We start from the raw sequence: 18451 nt of genomic DNA, 5'->3' as shown, positions 1-18451 counted from the left end.
AGGAAAACCAAGCTCATGGCCCAAGGCACACCTCTTAAAAGCTGAGGGCTGAAGGCTAACAGCTAAAAGGATGGCATACGCCATCCTTTTTTATTTGCACTCTCTGAGTATTCCTTGCCAATCACAGTAACGTTCTACGTTTTCAATGGCCTTGCGAATGCAGTTTTGATTTTTAGGTGTAATGCGGCCAGCCAGTTCACTCAGGCGTTCAATAGCCGTATAGGTGTCATAGTGAACCAATAATACAGGAACACCTTTTTCCATGGCACGGTTAATTACTTTTACATCGGGGTAGAGGCCTCCGGTAAGGACGATTACCGACGTGCTTGTTTCCAGGGCTGCCAAAGCCATATCTGCGCGGTCACCGCCGATAAGGAAGATTTTGTTGTTGCCGCGGCGTAAATGGACCAGAGCACTTTCAATGGTCATTGCCCCCACGATGATATCCTCGGTTAGGAGATCAAGATTGTCTTCCCCGGTTAATAATTCCCCGCCTAATAGTTCATGTACCTGGGCCACGGATGGCGAAGATAGTACCCTTTGTTTAGGAATAATACCCAAGGTGGAAAAGCCTATGTCAGCCAGTAAAGGCTTATAGACCCCTTCAATTTTTGCTTGAATTGGTATAGGTACATGGGTAAATATATTGCCTAAAAGATTTACACCACGACTTTGTATATATCGATTGTGGAAAACGGATTCATCCAAGGTATAATCATTCTTGGCGTTGATTAGGTAGATGGCTGAGGCATTTAGTTCAACCGCCAAAGAGGGTGAATCCAAACCAATGGTGCTTAGGGCGTAAGGGTAGATGGCACTGTCAATAATAACGATGTCTGTGTTTGTGGATACCTTAGTAAAGGCCTCTTTAATCGCCCGCAGCATTTCGGTAGATCGATTACCTCGGGATAGATAGAGGGGACTGGCTATTATAGGTGAGATTATTTCCAGGGGTTCAGGCATATTTAATAATTCTTTCATCAAGATGGCATCTTCATCGGCCTTGGAAGTTAAAGTCGTACTGCCAACGGGTTTAAAATAGGCTACTTTTAATCCCTCTTGCTTAAATTTTAATGCAAGTCCCACTGCCATAGCAGTTTTACCACTGCCCACAGAACCCATAATATAGAGGCTTTTCACAGGTAACACCTCCTGTTGTTTTATATATTGCTGTTACAATTCAATGGTGATTTTAATATCGAGGGCGGCATAACCGTTAGGATAAGAAAAAAGTGGGTTGATTTCCAGTTCACTAATTTCTTCAAAATCTGAGATTAATTTTGCTGCCCGTGCAATCATATCAATGAGACTCATGATATCTGCCGGTTTTTCGCCCCGGAAGCCCCGCAATAGGGTGGAAGCCTTTGTTTCTGAAATCATAGCGGCAATTTCCGCCAAGGTGATGCCCTTTGCTAATCGAAAGGAGACATCCTTTAAGAGATTTACGTAAACCCCTCCTAAGCCAAAGGCAATTAAGGGGCCAAACTGGACATCCCGGGTCATGCCAACAATCAGCTCCGTACCCTTAGGCATCATTTTATTAACCTCAATGCCATAGGGAATAACATTCGGCAAATAACGTTGGACATTTTCGATCACATCAAGGAATGCGTTGTGAACTTCCGTGGCATTATTTAGGCCGCCGCTTACGCCTCTCACATCCGTTTTGTGTAAAATCTTTGGTGAAGCCACCTTTAGAATCACCGGGTAGCCCATGGTCTCCGCGATTGCTACGGCTTCCTCGGGTGTTATTGCTAATTTAACGGGTACTGCGGAAATTCCATAGGCTGTTGCTACGGCTGCAGCTTCGCTGCCTAGGAGCACACTGCGTCGATCACGGATTACATCATAAAAAATGGCCTTTACTCGGTTGGAGTCTATATCGGTAAAGGAGATCTCTTCACCTTCAGTCTGCTTATCTGCCCGGCGAGTATATTTTGCCATACCTGAAATGCTAGAAATGGCTGGTTCTGGAAAGGTAAAACTGGGAATTTTGGCTCTAGTCAACATTTTGGCCCCTTCAGCCAGAGCAAAACCTCCCATATAAATAGCAAAAATAGGTTTGTCTGGGTAGCGATCACGTAGGCCAATAATTGTTCTGGCAATATTTTCAGGATCTGCCGCTGCCGTAGGACAAACGATAATAACCACACTGTCTACATTCGGATCTTTTAGCACGGCTTCTAAGGCAAAGCCATAACGGTCCGCTTTGGCATCAAAAACAATATCCACAGGGTTGTAAATATTAGCCTCAAGAGGTAGGTTTTCTCTCAGGGAGTCTAAGGTCTCTTTTTCAAAGCGTGCCATAGACAAACCGAAATTTTCTACCGTATCTGAAGCCACAATACCTGGTCCACCTGCATTGGTGATGATTGCCACCCGATCCCCCTTTGGTAATGGCTGGTAGGAAAAACTTTTCGCTAAATCAAATAGCTCGGTCATTGTTCGGGCCCGTAAAATACCTGCCTGGGTAAAAGCAGTCTCATAGGCTAGGTCACTGCCCACCACCCCTGTGTGAGAGGAAGCTGCTAGGGCACCGGCCTGACTGGCACCGAATTTAAGTACAATAACCGGCTTTTTTTGGCTTGCCTGACTGGCTGCCTCTAAAAATTCCTCGCCCTTTCGAACATCTTCGAGATAACAAAGGATTACTTTCGTTGAAGGATCATCCGCTAAGTAATGAATTAAACCTGTTTCACATAAATCGGCCTTATTACCCAGACTAAAAACCCGGCTAAAGCCTAAACCTACTGTTTTGGACCAGTCCATAATGGATAGCAAGATGGCACCACTTTGGGATATGAAACCAATATCACCTTGCATAGGGAATGATGGGGAGATAGAGGCATTGATCGGTATGAGAGTATCCAAAATCCCCTCGCAGTTAGGACCAAACATTCGTATACCGTATTTATTGCAAATATGAGTAAGTCTTTTTTCCAGTTTAAGTCCTTCTGGGCCGATTTCACTAAAGTAAGAAGAAATAACCACGGCAAGCTTAATGCCTTTTTTACCACATTCCTCCATTACATCTGGACAGTTTAGTGCAGGAACGCAAACAACGGCTAGATCAATGGGCTTGGGAATATCACGGATCCCTTGGTAACAAACAAGACCCTCAATCTCCTTTTCCGTTGGGTTAACCGGAAATATTTCCCCAGTAAAACCACTATTAATAACATTCCTTACCAAAACATTGCCAACTTTGCCGGTCTTTTTGGAAGCCCCGATTATGGCTACTGAATGAATGGCCAATAATGGGGTTAATTCTGCCATTTACTTCACCACCCTTGCATGTGAATAGACAGTCGCTATTAGCTATTAGCTGTTGGACATTAGTCTAAGCAAAGAACTAAATACTAAGAGCTAAAGGCTAAGAGCCAGTTCACGGCTAATCATTTACAGATATTAAATTATTGTTTCCACAGAACAAATCCCAATACCTCTTTAAGAAAGTGAAATTCCGCAACTATCTTGTTAGTTTTTTATAAAAACTGAACACGATATGAATAAATAAACCAACCAGGATTAAAGCAAAAGTGGCAGAGAGCATGATTAAAAGTAATCCGGTCAAAATAAGAAAGGGAGAGTAGGAAAAATGTTGATAGATGGGTTGGAAAACTGGTACGGTAAAGACCGTGGTGATCCCTAGCGGCTTATAGAGCAGCCAAGTAAAAAAGGTTGCTAATGCTGCATGGGCAATTCGAGTGAACACAAAAATTCCCATGCGTATATCCGTCTTGGCGATCATAGAAGCAACCTGGGCATGAATAGAAAGGCCACTCCAACCTAAAACCATTGCCACTGCCATCAGTCTTTGTAATTCGGTTGCATTGGCCTCGGATGCTAGCTTTGTGCCAATGGTCATTTCAAACATGCCACTGGCCAAGGCTTGAAATATTTCAGGTGAGAAGCCCAGAGGGATTAATAGTACCCCCAGGACGGCTGCCAGCAATTTTATGACTCCTACGTAATCCAGCAATCGAATAATCACGGCAAACAAGATAATAAACCCACCGATGTTTAATAGTTTATTTACGGAAGAACCAACTGCTTCTCCCAGGAGCTGACCCAGGGGTGGGCGACCCTGGGAGGCATCATGCAGGAAGGCCCTAATGGCATGTTTTATGTTTCGGGAGGAAGGGAAGCTTTGCTCAAAACTACGATCTTCACGACCATGAAAACGAAGTAACAGCCCTAATACTAAATTTGCCAGGTAATGGGAGCCCGCAATAACAACGCCCAATTCAGGTCGCCCAAACATACCCACTGACACGGCAGTAAGCATAAACAGAGGACTGGAATTGTTTGTGAAGCTCATTAATCGTTCGGCTTCTATTCTGGTACACAGTCCCTGTTGCCGCAGGTTGGCAGTGACCATACTGCCAATCGGATAACCACTGGTAAAACCAATAACCATGACAAAGGCACCGGCCCCGGGCACGTTAAACAGGGGACGCATAACTGGTTCCAGCAGTACCCCCATAAAGCGCACAAGACCTAACTTCATGAGGATTTCCGAAGCTATAAAAAAGGGAAGCAGGGATGGAAGGACAATATTAAACCATGTTTTAAGGCCATTTACTGAACCTTCATAGACAATTTTGGGTTGGATAATCATACCCAATACAAAACAGAGGGCTAAACCTACCCAGACCAGGGATTTGTATTCTTGTTTGTTTAATAAAGAAAAAGGACCGCGGTTTTTTAAGGACAAACCATATCACCCCGTACCTTTGATTAAAGTCCTTAGCATATATATAAATGGAAATACTTAACTTTAGACCACTTGCTTCAGACAGTTTGCCATTATACAGTAATTTTCCTTGACAAATAATTAGCCACTTTATATAATGAATTTTGTTAATCGAGGTGACTTGTGAACAAGTGAAGATAAATATCCTAAAAATTAGGAATGCTGCTGGCGAAGGAATTAACTTTGAATTTAAAAAGAAGCTTGATGAAATCACGGTAAGTGGGCAGAAGTTTACCTTTATCGATCCAGTAGAAGTCTCCGGTGAGATTATGAATAGGAACAATAACTTTTTGCTTAAGGGAGAGGCCAGGGCCTTCGTTTCCACCAATTGTGTGAGTTGTTTAGAACCTTTTCAATTAAATTTACATACTACGATTGATGAAATCTATGGCAGAACAAGGGATTTAAATGACCCAGACGATGAAATGATTGAGTTTGATGGAGAAGACCTTGATATTGAGCCTGAGGTAATTAAGTCACTATTAATGGCGATACCCATGCGAGTGGTTTGTTCACCTGACTGTGCTGGTTTATGCCAGGGCTGTGGGTGTAACCTAAATATAAAGCAGTGTGACTGCGAAAGCAAAGCCATCGATCCAAGGTTGGCTGTACTTAAAAAATTACAACAATAATTTTTAATTCCTTGAAGGGGGTGTAATAAAATGGGTGTTCCACATAGGAAACTTGCTAAGCACCGGGGAAGACAGCGCCGGGCTATGAATATGAAGTTAGAAGCCCCCAGCTTGGTAGCATGCCCGCAGTGCCGTGTCTTGATCCAGCCACATCATCTTTGCCCTGAATGTGGTTACTACAAGAACCGTGAAGTTATTGCTGCCAATAAATAATGTGAAAATGCACCCTTTCTCCATGGGAGAAGGGGTTTTTTCTTTATTATTATAAAGAAAAAATTTACATTATAAGGAAAAAACAAGGAGAAATGGTTTGCAATTGACCTAGTATATGGTTATAATTAGGACCAGGTACTAATTATATTGTGGTGGTTTTATGACCAAAAGAGGCAGCGGTAAAGTTTTTCGGCAAAAAAACTTGATCCGGTATCTACAAAACAATCCCCTGCTTAAGGACGAAGAACTGGCAGGTATGTTTGGTGTAAGTATTCAGACCATCAGGCTGGACCGGTCTGAGTTACATATTCCTGAGTTAAGAGAACGGATGAAAACCGCACTACAAACTAACAATTCGGTTCGTTCCCTGGGAAGTGACGAATTAGTTGGTGATCTGCTGGATATTAAAGTAGGTAGTTTTGGCGTATCACTTTTAAAGATAACACCGGAAATGACCCTGCGAAAAAATCAGGTGGCAAGGGGACATCATTTATTTGCCCAGGCAAACTCTTTGGCCGTTGCCATCATTGATGCAGAGATTGCCTTAACAGGTGATATCAGGGTAAGATTTAAACACCAAGTTAAGTCAGGGGATTTAGTGGTTTGTCGAGCAGAAATCGGCAGCCAAAAAGGGAATAGAACGACGGTCAGGGTTATCTCCCAGGTAGGAGAAACAGTGGTCTTGGAAGGGATTTTTATAGTTTTTGTCCTGGCAGAGGAGGAGAACCAGTGATTAAGATTGCGTTAGATGCGATGGGTGGCGATCATGCACCGATGGAAATCGTTCGAGGTGCCAGGGATGCAGCCCAGGAATTAGGAATTGAGATAATTTTAGTGGGGGATCAGGAAAAAATTGAAAGAGAATTATCTGGAAATTTTGTAGATAATCTCATTTCCATCGTTCATGCACCAGAAGCAGTGGGTATGCACGAACATCCGGTTAGTGCCATCCGTAAAAAGAAGAACTCATCCATTGTGGTGGCAACCAAACTGGTTAAGGAAGGTGCCGCTGATGCCATCGTATCAGCGGGCAATACCGGAGCGCAAATGGCTTCCTCCTTACTTATTTTGGGTCGTATTGCCGGTGTAGATCGCCCTGCCATTAGTACATTACTGCCAACTGCCAAGGGTGCATTGGTGCTTTTGGATGCCGGGGCCAATGTGGACTGTCGTCCCCAGCATCTTAAACAGTTTGCTATTATGGGTTCTCTCTACGCGGAAAAGGTCTTAGGGTTACCTGCACCCAAGGTGGGCTTGGTGAATATTGGTTCTGAAGAAACCAAAGGCAATGAATTGACTTTAGCGACCTATGAGCTGTTAAAGGAAACGAATATTAATTTTGTTGGCAATGTCGAGGGAAGAGAGCTTTTCCTTGGCAGCAGTGATGTAGCAGTTTGTGATGGTTTTGTGGGAAACGTTATTTTAAAGTCAGCTGAGGGGCTGGCCATGAGTATATTGGGGATGTTTAAACAAGAATTGGGTAGACTGGAAGATGTTATCGGAACGGAACGTATCATGCATATGATGGGCGGGTTTAAGCGTCGCATGGATTATGCTGAATATGGCGGTGCACCCCTACTGGGTGTTAACGGGGTTTCGGTGATTTGTCATGGCAGTTCGAAGGCCAGGGCGATTAAGAACGCCTTAAGAGTGGCTAAGGAGACAGTTGAACAGGGACTGGTTCCGGCCATTAGAAAGAGTCTGGAAAATGACAAGGGGGTAGAGGAATAGATGCCCAACCACCTAATTCAGGCTGGTATTCTAGGGGTAGGGAGTTATCTGCCGGAACGGATACTTACCAATAAAGAATTAGAAAAAATGGTCGATACCACCGACGAATGGATAAAGTCACGTTCTGGGGTCAAGGAACGTAGAATTGCTGAACCAGAAATGTCCACATCGGATTTAGCCCTGCGGGCCTCCCGTAAGGCACTGGAGAATGCTGGCATAGGACCAGAGGAATTGGATCTGATTATCTTAACCACCTGTTCGAAGGATATGATTATACCGGCAGGGGCCTGCCTGGTGCAGCAGGAACTGGGTGCAACCAGGGCTGGCGCCTTTGATTTAGAAGCAGGTTGTACTGGCTTTGTCTATGGTCTAACCATCGCCACACAATTTATAGCCACCGGAGCAATGAAGCATATTCTTGTTATTGGGTCAGAGAACCTATCCAAGGTTGTTAACTGGGAGGATCGCAACACCTGCGTCCTGTTTGGTGATGGGGCCGGTGCTGTGGTGGTTGGTCCGGTTCATGCAGGCGAAGGCGTGTTGGCCACTAAGTTAAGTGCTGAGGGATCTGGCTGGCAACATCTCTATATACCGGCAGGTGGTTCGAAGATGCCGGCTGATCCCTTGACTTTGGAGAAAAAGCTTCATTATGTGCATATGAATGGCAAAGAAGTCTTTCGCTATGCAGTCAGGGTTATGGAAGAAGAATCATTAAATCTGGTCAAAGCGGCGAATTTAGAGTTAAGTGATATTGATCTCTTAATTCCTCACCAGGCTAACCATCGGATCATTGAACATGCCGCTAAAAGATTAGGTTTATCCATGGATAAAGTTGTTGTAAATTTAGACCGCTACGGGAATACCTCTTCCGCTTCTATTCCCATTGCTTTGGCAGAGGCCGTGGAAACTGGCCGCATAAAAGCAGGGGACAACATCGTTATGGTGGCCTTTGGGGCTGGTTTAACTTCTGGTGGAGTTGTATTGAAGTGGGGCGAAAGGCAGGGATAGTACATGAGGATAAATACCAGGCTATGTACTTTATTAGGAGTTGAGTACCCCATTTTGCAAGGCGGTATGGCTTGGGTCTCCACCGCAGAATTGGCTGCAGCTGTTTCCGAAGCTGGTGGCTTGGGCATCATTGGGTCAGGACATGCACCAACTGAATGGCTTGAGGAACAGATTAGTAAGGCTAAAAGGTTAACAAACAAACCCTTTGGGGTAAATATTATGCTAATGTCTCCCTTTACAGAACAAAACATGCAGCTAATCGTCCAGGAAAGGGTTCCTGTGGTTACCACCGGAGCTGGCAATCCGGGCAAATATGTGCCCGCCTTAAAGGGAATTGGCACCAAAGTGATACCCGTTGTTGCCTCTGTGGCCCTAGGTCAACGTATGGCCAGGGCGGGTGTGGATGCTCTCATTGCTGAGGGCGGAGAGTCCGGGGGACATATTGGGGAATTGCATACCATGCCCCTGGTACCCCAGGTGGTGGATGCAGTAGATATTCCAGTTATTGCAGCCGGAGGCTTCTTTGACGGTAGAGGCTTGGTGGCTGCCTTAGCTCTGGGTGCCCAGGGTATCCAAATGGGGACCCGATTTATGTGTGCTGCGGAATGTACCATCCATGATAATGTTAAAGAGGTTATTATCAAGGCTAAAGACCGTGAAACAGTTGTAACTGGCCGTACCACTGGCCATCCTGTGCGGGTTGTTCGTAATAAGTTAACCAGGCACTTTGAAGAAAGAGAACGTCAGGGTGCTTCTCCGGATGAACTGGAAAAGTTGGGTGCCGGCCGGCTAAGAATGGCTATGGTAGAAGGGGATATTCAGCAGGGGTCCGTAATGGCCGGGCAAATTTGTGCCATGGTCAAGAAAATTGAGCCGGCGGCGGCGATCATTCAGGACATAATTGGTGGTGCTGAGCAAGTAATAGGGCGCTTAGCCAGAGGGGAGTTTTAGAAATTGTCTAACACAGCATTTGTATTCCCTGGCCAGGGTTCCCAATATGTGGGTATGGGTAGGGATTTGTATGACAATTTTTCGGTGGTTCGTCAAACCCTTGAAGAGGCGAACGATGCACTTGGCTTTAACGTAACCAAATTATGCTTTGAGGGGCCGGTGGAAGATCTTAACAGCACTGTAAATACACAGCCTGCATTACTGGCCATGAGTGTAGCGGCACTGAGGGTTTTACAGCAGGAATCGGGGTTGTTGCCCACCGTGGTGGCAGGTCATAGTCTAGGTGAATACTCTGCTCTGGTGGCAGCCGGTTCCCTAGAGTTTTCGGATGCCATCAAGGTTGTACGGCAGAGAGGGAAGTTTATGCAAGAGGCCGCGCCGGTTGGCTTCGGTGGTATGGCAGCCATTCTAAATTTGGCCAGGGAAAAGGTTATTGCCTGTTGTCAGGAGGCGTCCGCCAACGGAGTGGTTGAGCCAGTGAATTTTAACTGTCCGGGGCAAATCGTCATTGCCGGGGAAAAGACCGCTTTGAAGTTGGCAATGGAACTGTGCCGGGGAGCCGGTGCCAAAAGAGCCATGGAGCTGGCAGTCAGTGGTCCCTTTCATTCCAGTTTAATGGCTCCGGCCGGTGAAAGATTGGCGGAAGTACTGGCCCAGGTTTCAATTCTTGATCCTAAAATACCAGTTATAGCCAATGTCAGTGCTGACTATGTGAGGACAGCAGCAGAGGTTAAGGATTCTTTGATTAAGCAGATATCCGGAGCTGTGCTTTGGGAAGACAGTGTCCAAAGGATGGCAACAGAGGGTGTTCGTGCTGTGGTTGAATTAGGGCCTGGCAAGGTATTATGCGGTTTGGTTAAGAAAATTAACAAGGGAATAAGCACCAGTAACTTAGAAGATATGGCAAGCTTGGAAAAAGTCCTTGCACTGTTCAAGGAGGTTGGCTAAAATGTTTCTGAACGGTAAAGTTGCCATTGTCACCGGGGCATCCCGGGGTATTGGTAAAGCCATTGCTTTGGCTCTGGCCGGAGCCCAGGCAGATATCGTTGTAAATTATGCTGGACGGGTGGAGGCTGCGGAAGAAACCGCTGCTGCCATACGCAAGTTAGGACGTCGGGCATTGGTTTATCAGGCTGATGTAGCGGATACACAACAAGTACAAGAGATGGTCAGTGCAGCTCTAACTGAGTTTGGTAAAATCGATATTCTGGTGAATAATGCCGGAGTTACCCGGGATAATTTAATTCTGAGAATGAAGGAAGAGGATTGGGACACCGTATTATCTGTGAACCTTAAATCTGCCTTTAATACCATTAAGGCTGTGGCCAGACCGATGGTGAAGGCCCGCTCTGGTCGCATTATTAACATTTCTTCAGTCGTTGGGCAGTATGGCAATGCAGGCCAAGCCAACTATGCTGCGGCCAAGGCAGGTTTAATCGGCCTTACTAAATCAATGGCGAAAGAACTTGGCCCGCGCAATATTACGGTAAATGCTGTGGCACCGGGCTTTATTATGACCGAAATGACAGAGCATTTAACCCCGGATGCCAAAGAAAAGTTAACCTCAGCCGTTGCCTTAAACCGTCTGGGAAAACCAGAAGATGTAGCTAGCATCGTTGCCTTCTTGGCCAGCGATTTCTGCAGCTATATAACAGGGCAAGTCATTGGGGTTGATGGAGGAATTTCAATCTAACTATCGCGGCTATTTGCCCGATATTCATAAATTAAGTGATCAAGATTTAATTCCCGGAGGGGGGTGAAGTTGTGTTTGATAAGATTAAAGCAATTATTGTAGATCAACTGGGTGTTGAGGAAGCTGATGTAACAATGGAAGCTTCTTTTGTGGATGATCTGGGTGCTGATTCTCTTGATATTGTTGAATTAGTCATGGCCTTAGAAGAAGAATTTGGTCTGGAAATTCCTGATGAAGAGGCAGAAAAGATTCGCACTGTAGGAGATGCCGTGAAATTTATCCAGGACCGCCAGTAATATGGTAAAAGTCCCGGTAGAAAAACCGGGGCTTTTTTCCACTACCCAATTAGCCATTAGCTTTTAGCTATTAGCCCTTAGCTAAAAGACTTTCATGCCTTTAACGGCAGCATCAAAGAATGAAAATTTAATGTCATCCTGAGCTAGCGAGGGACCTTAAGGGTTAGTCTTTCAATGTTTGAAGATCCTTCGCTAGCTCAGGAGATGGCCCATGGCCATTTTTCGGGATAGCTAAAGGCTAAAAGCTAATGGCTTGAAGAATAAAGTACCTATTCTTTTCATAGAAGAATGTAAGGAGGAAGTTATTTTGTTAAAACGGGTTGTTGTAACAGGGATGGGAGTAATCTCTCCTGTAGGCACCGGATTAGATAAATTCTGGAATGCTCTAACAGCAGGGGTTTCTGGAATTGCTAAAATCACTAGATTCGACCCGACCGACTACGCTACCCAAATTGCCGGTGAGGTAAAGGACTTTGATTATTCCCAGTATTTAGATAAAAAAGAAGCCCGTCGTATGGACAAGTTTTCTCAGTATGCAGTGGTTTCTGCGGCAATGGCCATTGAGGATGCGGGTCTTGATCTAAATGAGTTGGATAAAGATCGTACCGGTGTAATTATTGGGTCAGGTATTGGTGGGATGGAAACCTTTGAGGAGCAATGCAAGATTCTGATTAATCGAGGTCCCAGCAGGATCAGTCCTTTCTTAATCCCAATGATGATTGCTAACATGGCAGCCGGTCAGATCGCGATAAAATTTGGCCTTAAAGGAACGAACATTACAACCGTGACAGCTTGTGCTTCCAGTGGTAATGCCATTGGAGATGCCTTTAAGCTGATTCAGAGGGGTAATGCGGAGGTTGTTATTACCGGAGGAACGGAAGCACCCATTACGCCACTGGCGGTGGCAGGTTTCTGTGCCGCTAAGGCCATGTCCACCAACAATGAAGAACCAGAACGGGCCAGCAGACCCTTTGATGTCGACCGGGATGGCTTTGTCATGGGGGAAGGCGCCGCCATGCTGGTAGTAGAAACCCTGGAACATGCCCAAAAGAGGGGCGCCCATATTTATGCTGAAATAGTCGGCTATGGCAGTTCCTGTGACGCTTACCACATTACTGCTTCGGATCCGGAAGGATCGGGTGCATCATCCGCTATGCGCATGGCCCTGGAAGATGCAGGACTAAAACCGGAGGATGTTCAGTACATTAACGCCCATGGCACCTCCACTCCCGTGGGGGATGTGGCGGAAGTGGGAGCGATTAAAAAAGTTTTTGGTGAACATGCCTATAACTTGGTGGTTAGTTCTACCAAATCGATGACTGGGCATATGCTGGGGGCTGCTGGGGCCATTGAGGGGATTGCCTCGATATTGGCTGTTAAAAATAGTCTAGTCCCCCCCACCATTAACTTAGATAATATTGACCCTGCCTTTGACCTGGATTTTGCTCCTAACAAGGCAAAGGAAATGAAGGTTGATGTTGCACTTTCCAATTCCTTTGGGTTCGGGGGTCATAACGTTACCTTGGTCTTTAAAAAGTTTAATCTTTAGATCGTTGGTGATTCATATTGTCTAAACAGGACGAGCAAACCAATCGCCTGAAAACACGATTGGGGTTTAAATGGCATAATCCCACTTTACTAATACAAGCACTGACCCATAGTTCTTGTGTGCATGAAAGCAGAGGACATGGGCTATGCCATAACCAAAGATTAGAATTTTTGGGGGATGCCGTTTTAGAACTAATTATTAGTGAGCATTTATATAAACTATTCCCCGATAGAACGGAAGGCGAACTTACTAAAATGAGGGCTGCTTCGGTCTGCGAACCTTCGCTGGCTAAAGTAGCCCGGGGATTGGATCTGGGCCGTTGCCTGCGCATGGGGCGTGGTGAAGAGCGTTCCGGCGGCAGGGAGCGGCCATCCATCCTGGCCGATGCCTTTGAGGCGTTACTAGGTGCGATCTACTTGGATCAGGGGTTGGACATCTCCAGGGACTTTGTTTTGAATCAACTCAGTCCGATCATTGATGATGTTGTGGCGGGAAGGTTAGATAGGGATTATAAAACGGAACTACAAGAGATTTTACAACAATCATCCCCGGAACCTCTAACCTATACCATTATGGATGAAACTGGCCCGGATCACGATAAAACCTTTACAGCAGGTGTTATTTACCGGGGCGTAATTATTGGTAAGGGCAGGGGTCATTCCAAAAAAGAGGCTGAACAACGGGCAGCCAGGGATGCTTTTAAAAATATTGATGATATTAAGAAATCGAGTGCTAAATTAGTTGGACCCACCCGATAAAGAAGCGGTAACAGGGGGCAGGCGTATTGGGTTTAAAAAGATTGGATATTCAGGGCTTTAAGTCCTTTGGTGACCGTGTTAAATTGGAGTTTGACCGAGGTTTATCCGTGGTTGTGGGCCCTAACGGCAGTGGCAAAAGTAATATCTCCGATGCCATAAGCTGGTGTCTTGGTGAACAACGGGTCTCTTCACTAAGGGGCGGACGCATGGAGGATGTTATTTTTGCCGGCAGTTACAAGAGAAAGCCCATTGGTATGGCGGAAGTAACCCTAACCTTGGACAACACTGCCAAAATGTTCTCCTTGCCCTATGAGGAAGTATCCGTTACCAGACGTTTATATCGTTCTGGGGAAAGTGAGTATTTAATTAATAAGGTGCCCTGCAGGCTTAAGGATATCCATGCACTGTTTATGGATACTGGTTTAGGCCGCGGGGCCTACTCTCTTATTGGGCAAGGTAAGGTAGATGAGATTTTGAGCAGTCGACCCGAGGAAAGGCGCTCAATTATTGAGGAAGCTGCCGGGATCGTAAAATACCGTCATCGAAAAGAAGAAGCTTTACGAAAATTAGCTGTGGCGCAGCAAGATCTAAACAGAGTTTCAGATATCATTAACGAACTGGCAGGGCGCCTTGAGCCCCTGGCACAACAAGCAGCGAAGGCCAGAGAATATAAGGTTTTATCCGATCAAGCCAGTGCTTTGGCCTTATCTTTATATCGGAGAGACTGGGAAGACCTAACGATTAAGGCAGAGGATTTAAAAAGTCAACTGACAAAACTTAAAGAAGATTATAAGGATGAAAGACCAGCCATGGAAAAGGAACTGGAAATGGCCAAGTCTGAGCTCCATAAAATAGAAATAGAGATTAATGCTCTAAAAGAGAAGTTTCTTGGCTTCGTTAGCAGCATGGATCGGTTAAATAACAAAAATGATCTAATAACGGAACAAATTAATCACAATAAGCTTGAACAACAAAGGGTAGAGAAAGAGGTCCAGGAATCAACCGATTTGTTACAACGGCTAAATCAAGAATGGACGGAAGAAAAGGTAAAGAGTAAAGAGATTAAAGAATGCATGCGTGTTCAGGGAAAGAATGATTATGATGATTTGCTGAAAGAGATCGATCAAAACCTATTGAGCAAGCAGGAGTTATTCCAGAATCTTAATACAGATTTAATCGAGCAACTAAATAAGGTTGCCAACCAACGTAATTTACAGAGCCAGGCCAATGACAGAAAAGGGCAATTAGCCCATCGCTTAGAACACCTAAAAAAAGTGTTAGAGGATGCTCAAGAAAAGGAACAGGCCCTTGGTCTACTGATAGAAGATTATAGGAAGAAGACAGAAAAGCTTAATTTGGCAAGGCAGCAGGTTGAGCAGGACCATCATGGGTCAGAAGGGGAACTACATCGACTGCAGGAAGTGCTATCTCAGCTCCAGGCTAAACTAGCCACCGCTAAGGAAGAAATGGTTGCCAAGCATTCACGTTTAAAGGTATTGGAAGAAAGCCTTCATTCACATAGTGGTTTCATGAAACCAGTGCGGGAGTTATTAAAGGCCACCAATCAGAAAAACGACGGTTCTCTTGGTATCTGTGGTGCAGTGGCAGACCTGATTAAGGTACCCCGGGGATTTGAGACTGCCATGGAAGCAGCCCTGGGGGGAGCATTGCAAAACCTGGTAACAGAATCTTCCCGTCAGGCCAAGGAAGCCATTGAATATTTAAAGAGACATAATTTAGGCAGGGCAACCTTTTTACCCCTGGATTCCTTACGACCTACCCCCGCCGGCGATTGGGAGAAAAGGGCACTGGGTTTGCCTGGTGTTATTGGTTTGGCAGCGAATTTAATTAAAACAGAAGGCAAATATCGTCAGGTGGTTGAACTGCTATTGGGCCGACTGGTTGTGGTGGATACGCTGAGCAATGCCATCGAAGTGGCCAGACAAATGCAGCAAAGAATCCGCATTGTAACCCTTACCGGAGAGTTGTTCAGTCCTGGGGGATCCTTAACCGGTGGGGGAGCTGTCCGTAATGCGGGTGGGATGCTGCATACCCGTCGGGAAAGGGACGAGCTGGCAAAGGTTGTTCAGGTACTGCATCAAAAGGTAAATGATTTAGCCAGGGAGTTTACAGAACAACAACAACTCCAACAACAAGGGTTGGAGCGCAATAAGGATTTGCAACAGAAGTTAGTAATCTTGGGTTTAGATGTCCAAGCCGCTGCAATGGATTTAAGCAAAACCAGGGAAGAGTTGTCACGCACCAATGAACGCCGTCAGGAAAGCCACTATCAAATGCACAACATTGAACGAGAGATGGAACATTGGTCCCAGTCTGAAAGGGAAGCCAGCACAAAACGATCCCTTTTGGAAGGGGAGTTAACACAGTTGCAAGGGGAAATTAACCGAACCCAAGAGGGTCTTGCCAAAGCCAGGAACCAAAAGGCAGAACTGGAAAGCAAGGTAAATCAGGAAAAGGTAAGACAGGCTGAATTACACCAGGAAATGCTTGGTATACAAAAAATTATTAAGCGACTGGAAAAAGAAATGGACGAGCGAAGGACGACAATTACAGCGTCCCAGGAACTTCTCCAGGGTTTATGCAAGAGAAATGCTGAATTGGCACAACAGCAAGCACAAGTGACTTTGGATCTCAAAAGTTTACAAGAGGAGCATCGTAAAGCCAAGGCACATCTTAAGCAAGCCCAGGCTAGCCGGGAGACCGCGGCTAGTATGGTTGAGGAACAGGAAAAAACCCTACGTGCAAAACAGGAACTATGGTTGCAGACCAGTCAGAAGGTTCACTCCCTTGAACTGCAGCAGGCTCGGATTCAAACGGAATTAGAACTATTAGCTGAAAGGTTAAAGGAACATGCGATCGATGATCCAGCTCAAATGACGGTATTGCCCGCAGCAAATAAAAAACAGGTTCGCAGTGAATTACAACTGCTAAAATCAAGTATGGCGGAGATGGGTCCGGTCAATGAAAGGGCTGAAACAGAATATCAGGAAGTTGTAACAAGATATAACTTCCTGGAGGAACAAAGAGTTGATTTAGAAGAGAGCAGAAATTCCCTGGGTCAGCTGATCGATGAACTGAATCGGTTGATGTCCGGTCAATTTGAAACAGCCTTTAAGATCATCAATCAAAATTTTGCACGGATATTTGAGCAATTATTCGGCGGTGGTGGTGCCAGCATGAATCTTACCGAAGGGGATACGCTATCCTGTGGCATCGAAATTACTGCCCAGCCGCCTGGCAAAAAGAACCAAAGCCTATCCTTGCTATCCGGAGGAGAGAGGGCTTTAACAGCCATCGCTTTGCTTTTTGCCATATTAAAGTTTAAACCCAGTCCCTTTTGTGTGCTGGATGAGATAGAAGCATCTTTGGATGAAGCCAATGTACATCGGTTTGCTGAGTACCTCTGCCGTACCTCGGATGAAGTTCAATTTATTGTGATTAGCCACCGTAAAGGGACAATGGAAAAAGCAGATGCTCTTTATGGCGTAACAATGGACGAAACGGGAGTGACTAAATTACTTTCCATGTCCTTGGATGAGGCCAAGGGAAAGAAGAAGTTAGCCTAATACACGGACCTGGGTAAGGTTGACATGGTTCGATAGCAGGCATTATAGTAGGGACAGGCCCTGGCCAAAATATTGAGGTTTGAACTGGAGGTTTAACAGTGGGCTTTTTTAACAGGCTAAAAGAAAGCTTAAGCAAAACCCGCCATAGCTTTATTGAAAAAATTGATCAGGTGGTTACTGGTCGTAAGGGTATCGATGAAGATTTATATGAAGAGTTAGAAGAGGTTTTGATCCAGGCCGATGTCGGGGTCAATACAGCCATGATGCTGGTAGAACGAGTGCGTAAAGGTGTCAAGGCCAGAAATGTTCAGGAGGCTTCTCGCCTAAAAGATATATTCCAGGAGGAATTGGCATATTTAATGGGTGAGAAAATGACCCCCATTAAGCTAAGTGAGGACGGCCCCACGGTGATCATGGTGGTGGGGGTAAATGGTGTAGGCAAAACCACTACCATTGGGAAAATGGCCCATAATTACAAGGAACAGGGTAAAAAGGTCATGCTGGCAGCGGGAGATACCTTCCGGGCCGCAGCCATTGACCAACTTGAGATATGGGCTGAAAGAGTAGGGGTGGAACTGATCAAGCATCAGGAGGGTTCCGATCCAGGGGCTGTGGCCTATGATGCTGTGCATGCTGCCCGTTCCCGTAAAGCAGATATTCTTTTAATTGATACCGCTGGTCGTTTACATAATAAAAGCAACTTGATGGAGGAATTAAGAAAGGTTCACAAAATAACTTCACGGGAAATGCCCGGGGCGCCCCATGAGGTACTGTTGGTGCTGGATGCCACCACGGGCCAAAATGCCCTCAGTCAAGTTAAAGTTTTTAGCGAAGCGGTGAATGTAACCGGTATTGCTTTAACCAAATTAGATGGTACAGCGAAGGGTGGGGTGGTAACCTCCATCGTAACAGAAATGGCCATTCCAGTTAAGCTCATTGGCATTGGCGAACGCATGGACGATTTGCGTCCCTTTAACCCGAAGGATTTTATCGATGCCCTATACGGAAAATCGAAGGAAGACGAATCATAACAAATTATTTTTAAAACGTCTGGCGACGAAAACGAAAGTTTTGAGTGACATATTCAATTGATTATTATACAATAATTATCAATAATTATGACGTTACGTTGAAGCAAAGTAATAAATGATAAAAGAATCATACTACTTTTTGCGGGGGGACTCTTCGGAGTTGAGAAGGTAAAACCTGACCCTTTGAACCTGTTGGTTAAGACCAGCGTAGGGAGGCAAATCCGTTATACTATGTAATTGGGTGCT

The 18451-nt window shown here is 45.3% G+C and carries 16 protein-coding genes and 1 riboswitch; of the genes, 13 read left to right on the top strand and 3 right to left on the bottom strand.

Features of this window, described 5'->3' with window-relative positions; genetic code table 11:
• Window positions 1-90 precede the first annotated feature (90 nt).
• From AC1U9Z_RS02450 to ylbJ, 3 genes are all read right to left on the bottom strand, one after another.
• A complete protein-coding gene (locus tag AC1U9Z_RS02450) occupies window positions 91-1140 on the bottom strand; it encodes a phosphotransacetylase family protein (RefSeq protein ID WP_479955588.1) in 1050 nt (349 codons plus the stop codon).
• A 33-nt stretch (window positions 1141-1173) separates the two neighbouring features.
• The gene (locus AC1U9Z_RS02445) at window positions 1174-3276 is read right to left on the bottom strand and encodes an acetate--CoA ligase family protein (RefSeq protein WP_479955587.1); all 2103 of its coding nucleotides are present in this window, start codon (window positions 3274-3276) and stop codon (window positions 1174-1176) included.
• A gap of 193 nt (window positions 3277-3469) precedes the next feature.
• A complete protein-coding gene (gene ylbJ, locus AC1U9Z_RS02440) occupies window positions 3470-4717 on the bottom strand; it encodes a sporulation integral membrane protein YlbJ (RefSeq protein ID WP_479955586.1) in 1248 nt (415 codons plus the stop codon).
• Between the two features lie 170 nt (window positions 4718-4887).
• Between ylbJ and AC1U9Z_RS02435 the strand changes: the two genes are divergently transcribed.
• The 13 genes from AC1U9Z_RS02435 to ftsY all read left to right on the top strand — a co-directional run bounded on the left by AC1U9Z_RS02435 (window position 4888) and on the right by ftsY (window position 18205).
• On the top strand, window positions 4888-5388 hold the full coding sequence (locus tag AC1U9Z_RS02435; RefSeq protein WP_479955585.1) for a YceD family protein: 501 nt from the start codon (window positions 4888-4890) through the stop codon (window positions 5386-5388).
• Window positions 5389-5418: 30 nt separating this feature from the next.
• The gene (gene rpmF, locus AC1U9Z_RS02430; protein ID WP_479955584.1) at window positions 5419-5601 is read left to right on the top strand and encodes a 50S ribosomal protein L32; all 183 of its coding nucleotides are present in this window, start codon (window positions 5419-5421) and stop codon (window positions 5599-5601) included.
• Window positions 5602-5761: 160 nt separating this feature from the next.
• A complete protein-coding gene (fapR, locus tag AC1U9Z_RS02425) occupies window positions 5762-6334 on the top strand; it encodes a transcription factor FapR (RefSeq protein WP_479955583.1) in 573 nt (190 codons plus the stop codon).
• Window positions 6334-7332 (top strand): phosphate acyltransferase PlsX, encoded by a 999-nt coding sequence (gene plsX, locus AC1U9Z_RS02420; RefSeq protein ID WP_479955656.1) that lies wholly within the window; start codon window positions 6334-6336, stop codon window positions 7330-7332. Before fapR ends, plsX begins: the two co-directional genes overlap by 1 nt.
• The gene (locus AC1U9Z_RS02415) at window positions 7333-8340 is read left to right on the top strand and encodes a beta-ketoacyl-ACP synthase III (protein WP_479955582.1); all 1008 of its coding nucleotides are present in this window, start codon (window positions 7333-7335) and stop codon (window positions 8338-8340) included.
• Window positions 8341-8343: 3 nt separating this feature from the next.
• Window positions 8344-9291 (top strand): enoyl-[acyl-carrier-protein] reductase FabK, encoded by a 948-nt coding sequence (gene fabK, locus AC1U9Z_RS02410; protein WP_479955581.1) that lies wholly within the window; start codon window positions 8344-8346, stop codon window positions 9289-9291.
• A gap of 3 nt (window positions 9292-9294) precedes the next feature.
• The gene (fabD, locus tag AC1U9Z_RS02405; RefSeq protein WP_479955580.1) at window positions 9295-10239 is read left to right on the top strand and encodes an ACP S-malonyltransferase; all 945 of its coding nucleotides are present in this window, start codon (window positions 9295-9297) and stop codon (window positions 10237-10239) included.
• 1 nt (window position 10240) lies between these two features.
• Window positions 10241-10984 carry a 3-oxoacyl-[acyl-carrier-protein] reductase gene (gene fabG, locus AC1U9Z_RS02400; RefSeq protein ID WP_479955579.1) on the top strand — a complete coding sequence of 248 codons (744 nt, stop codon included), beginning with the start codon at window positions 10241-10243 and terminating at the stop codon, window positions 10982-10984.
• 71 nt (window positions 10985-11055) lie between these two features.
• On the top strand, window positions 11056-11280 hold the full coding sequence (gene acpP, locus AC1U9Z_RS02395) for an acyl carrier protein (protein ID WP_333530309.1): 225 nt from the start codon (window positions 11056-11058) through the stop codon (window positions 11278-11280).
• 307 nt (window positions 11281-11587) lie between these two features.
• Entirely contained in the window at window positions 11588-12829 is a 1242-nt protein-coding gene (gene fabF / locus AC1U9Z_RS02390; protein WP_479955578.1) for a beta-ketoacyl-ACP synthase II, read from the top strand.
• 17 nt (window positions 12830-12846) lie between these two features.
• Window positions 12847-13587: a ribonuclease III gene (rnc, locus tag AC1U9Z_RS02385; RefSeq protein ID WP_479955577.1), complete on the top strand. Its 741-nt coding sequence runs from the start codon at window positions 12847-12849 to the stop codon at window positions 13585-13587.
• A gap of 26 nt (window positions 13588-13613) precedes the next feature.
• Window positions 13614-17174 (top strand): chromosome segregation protein SMC, encoded by a 3561-nt coding sequence (gene smc, locus AC1U9Z_RS02380; RefSeq protein ID WP_479955576.1) that lies wholly within the window; start codon window positions 13614-13616, stop codon window positions 17172-17174.
• Window positions 17175-17272: 98 nt separating this feature from the next.
• A complete protein-coding gene (gene ftsY, locus AC1U9Z_RS02375) occupies window positions 17273-18205 on the top strand; it encodes a signal recognition particle-docking protein FtsY (protein ID WP_479955575.1) in 933 nt (310 codons plus the stop codon).
• Between the two features lie 133 nt (window positions 18206-18338).
• Window positions 18339-18437, top strand: a riboswitch (TPP riboswitch).
• Window positions 18438-18451 lie beyond the last annotated feature (14 nt).

Source organism: Desulfotomaculum sp., from assembly GCF_982386235.1.
The sequence above is the reverse complement of the archived record's forward strand: the minus strand, read 5'-3'. Positions and strand labels throughout refer to the sequence as shown.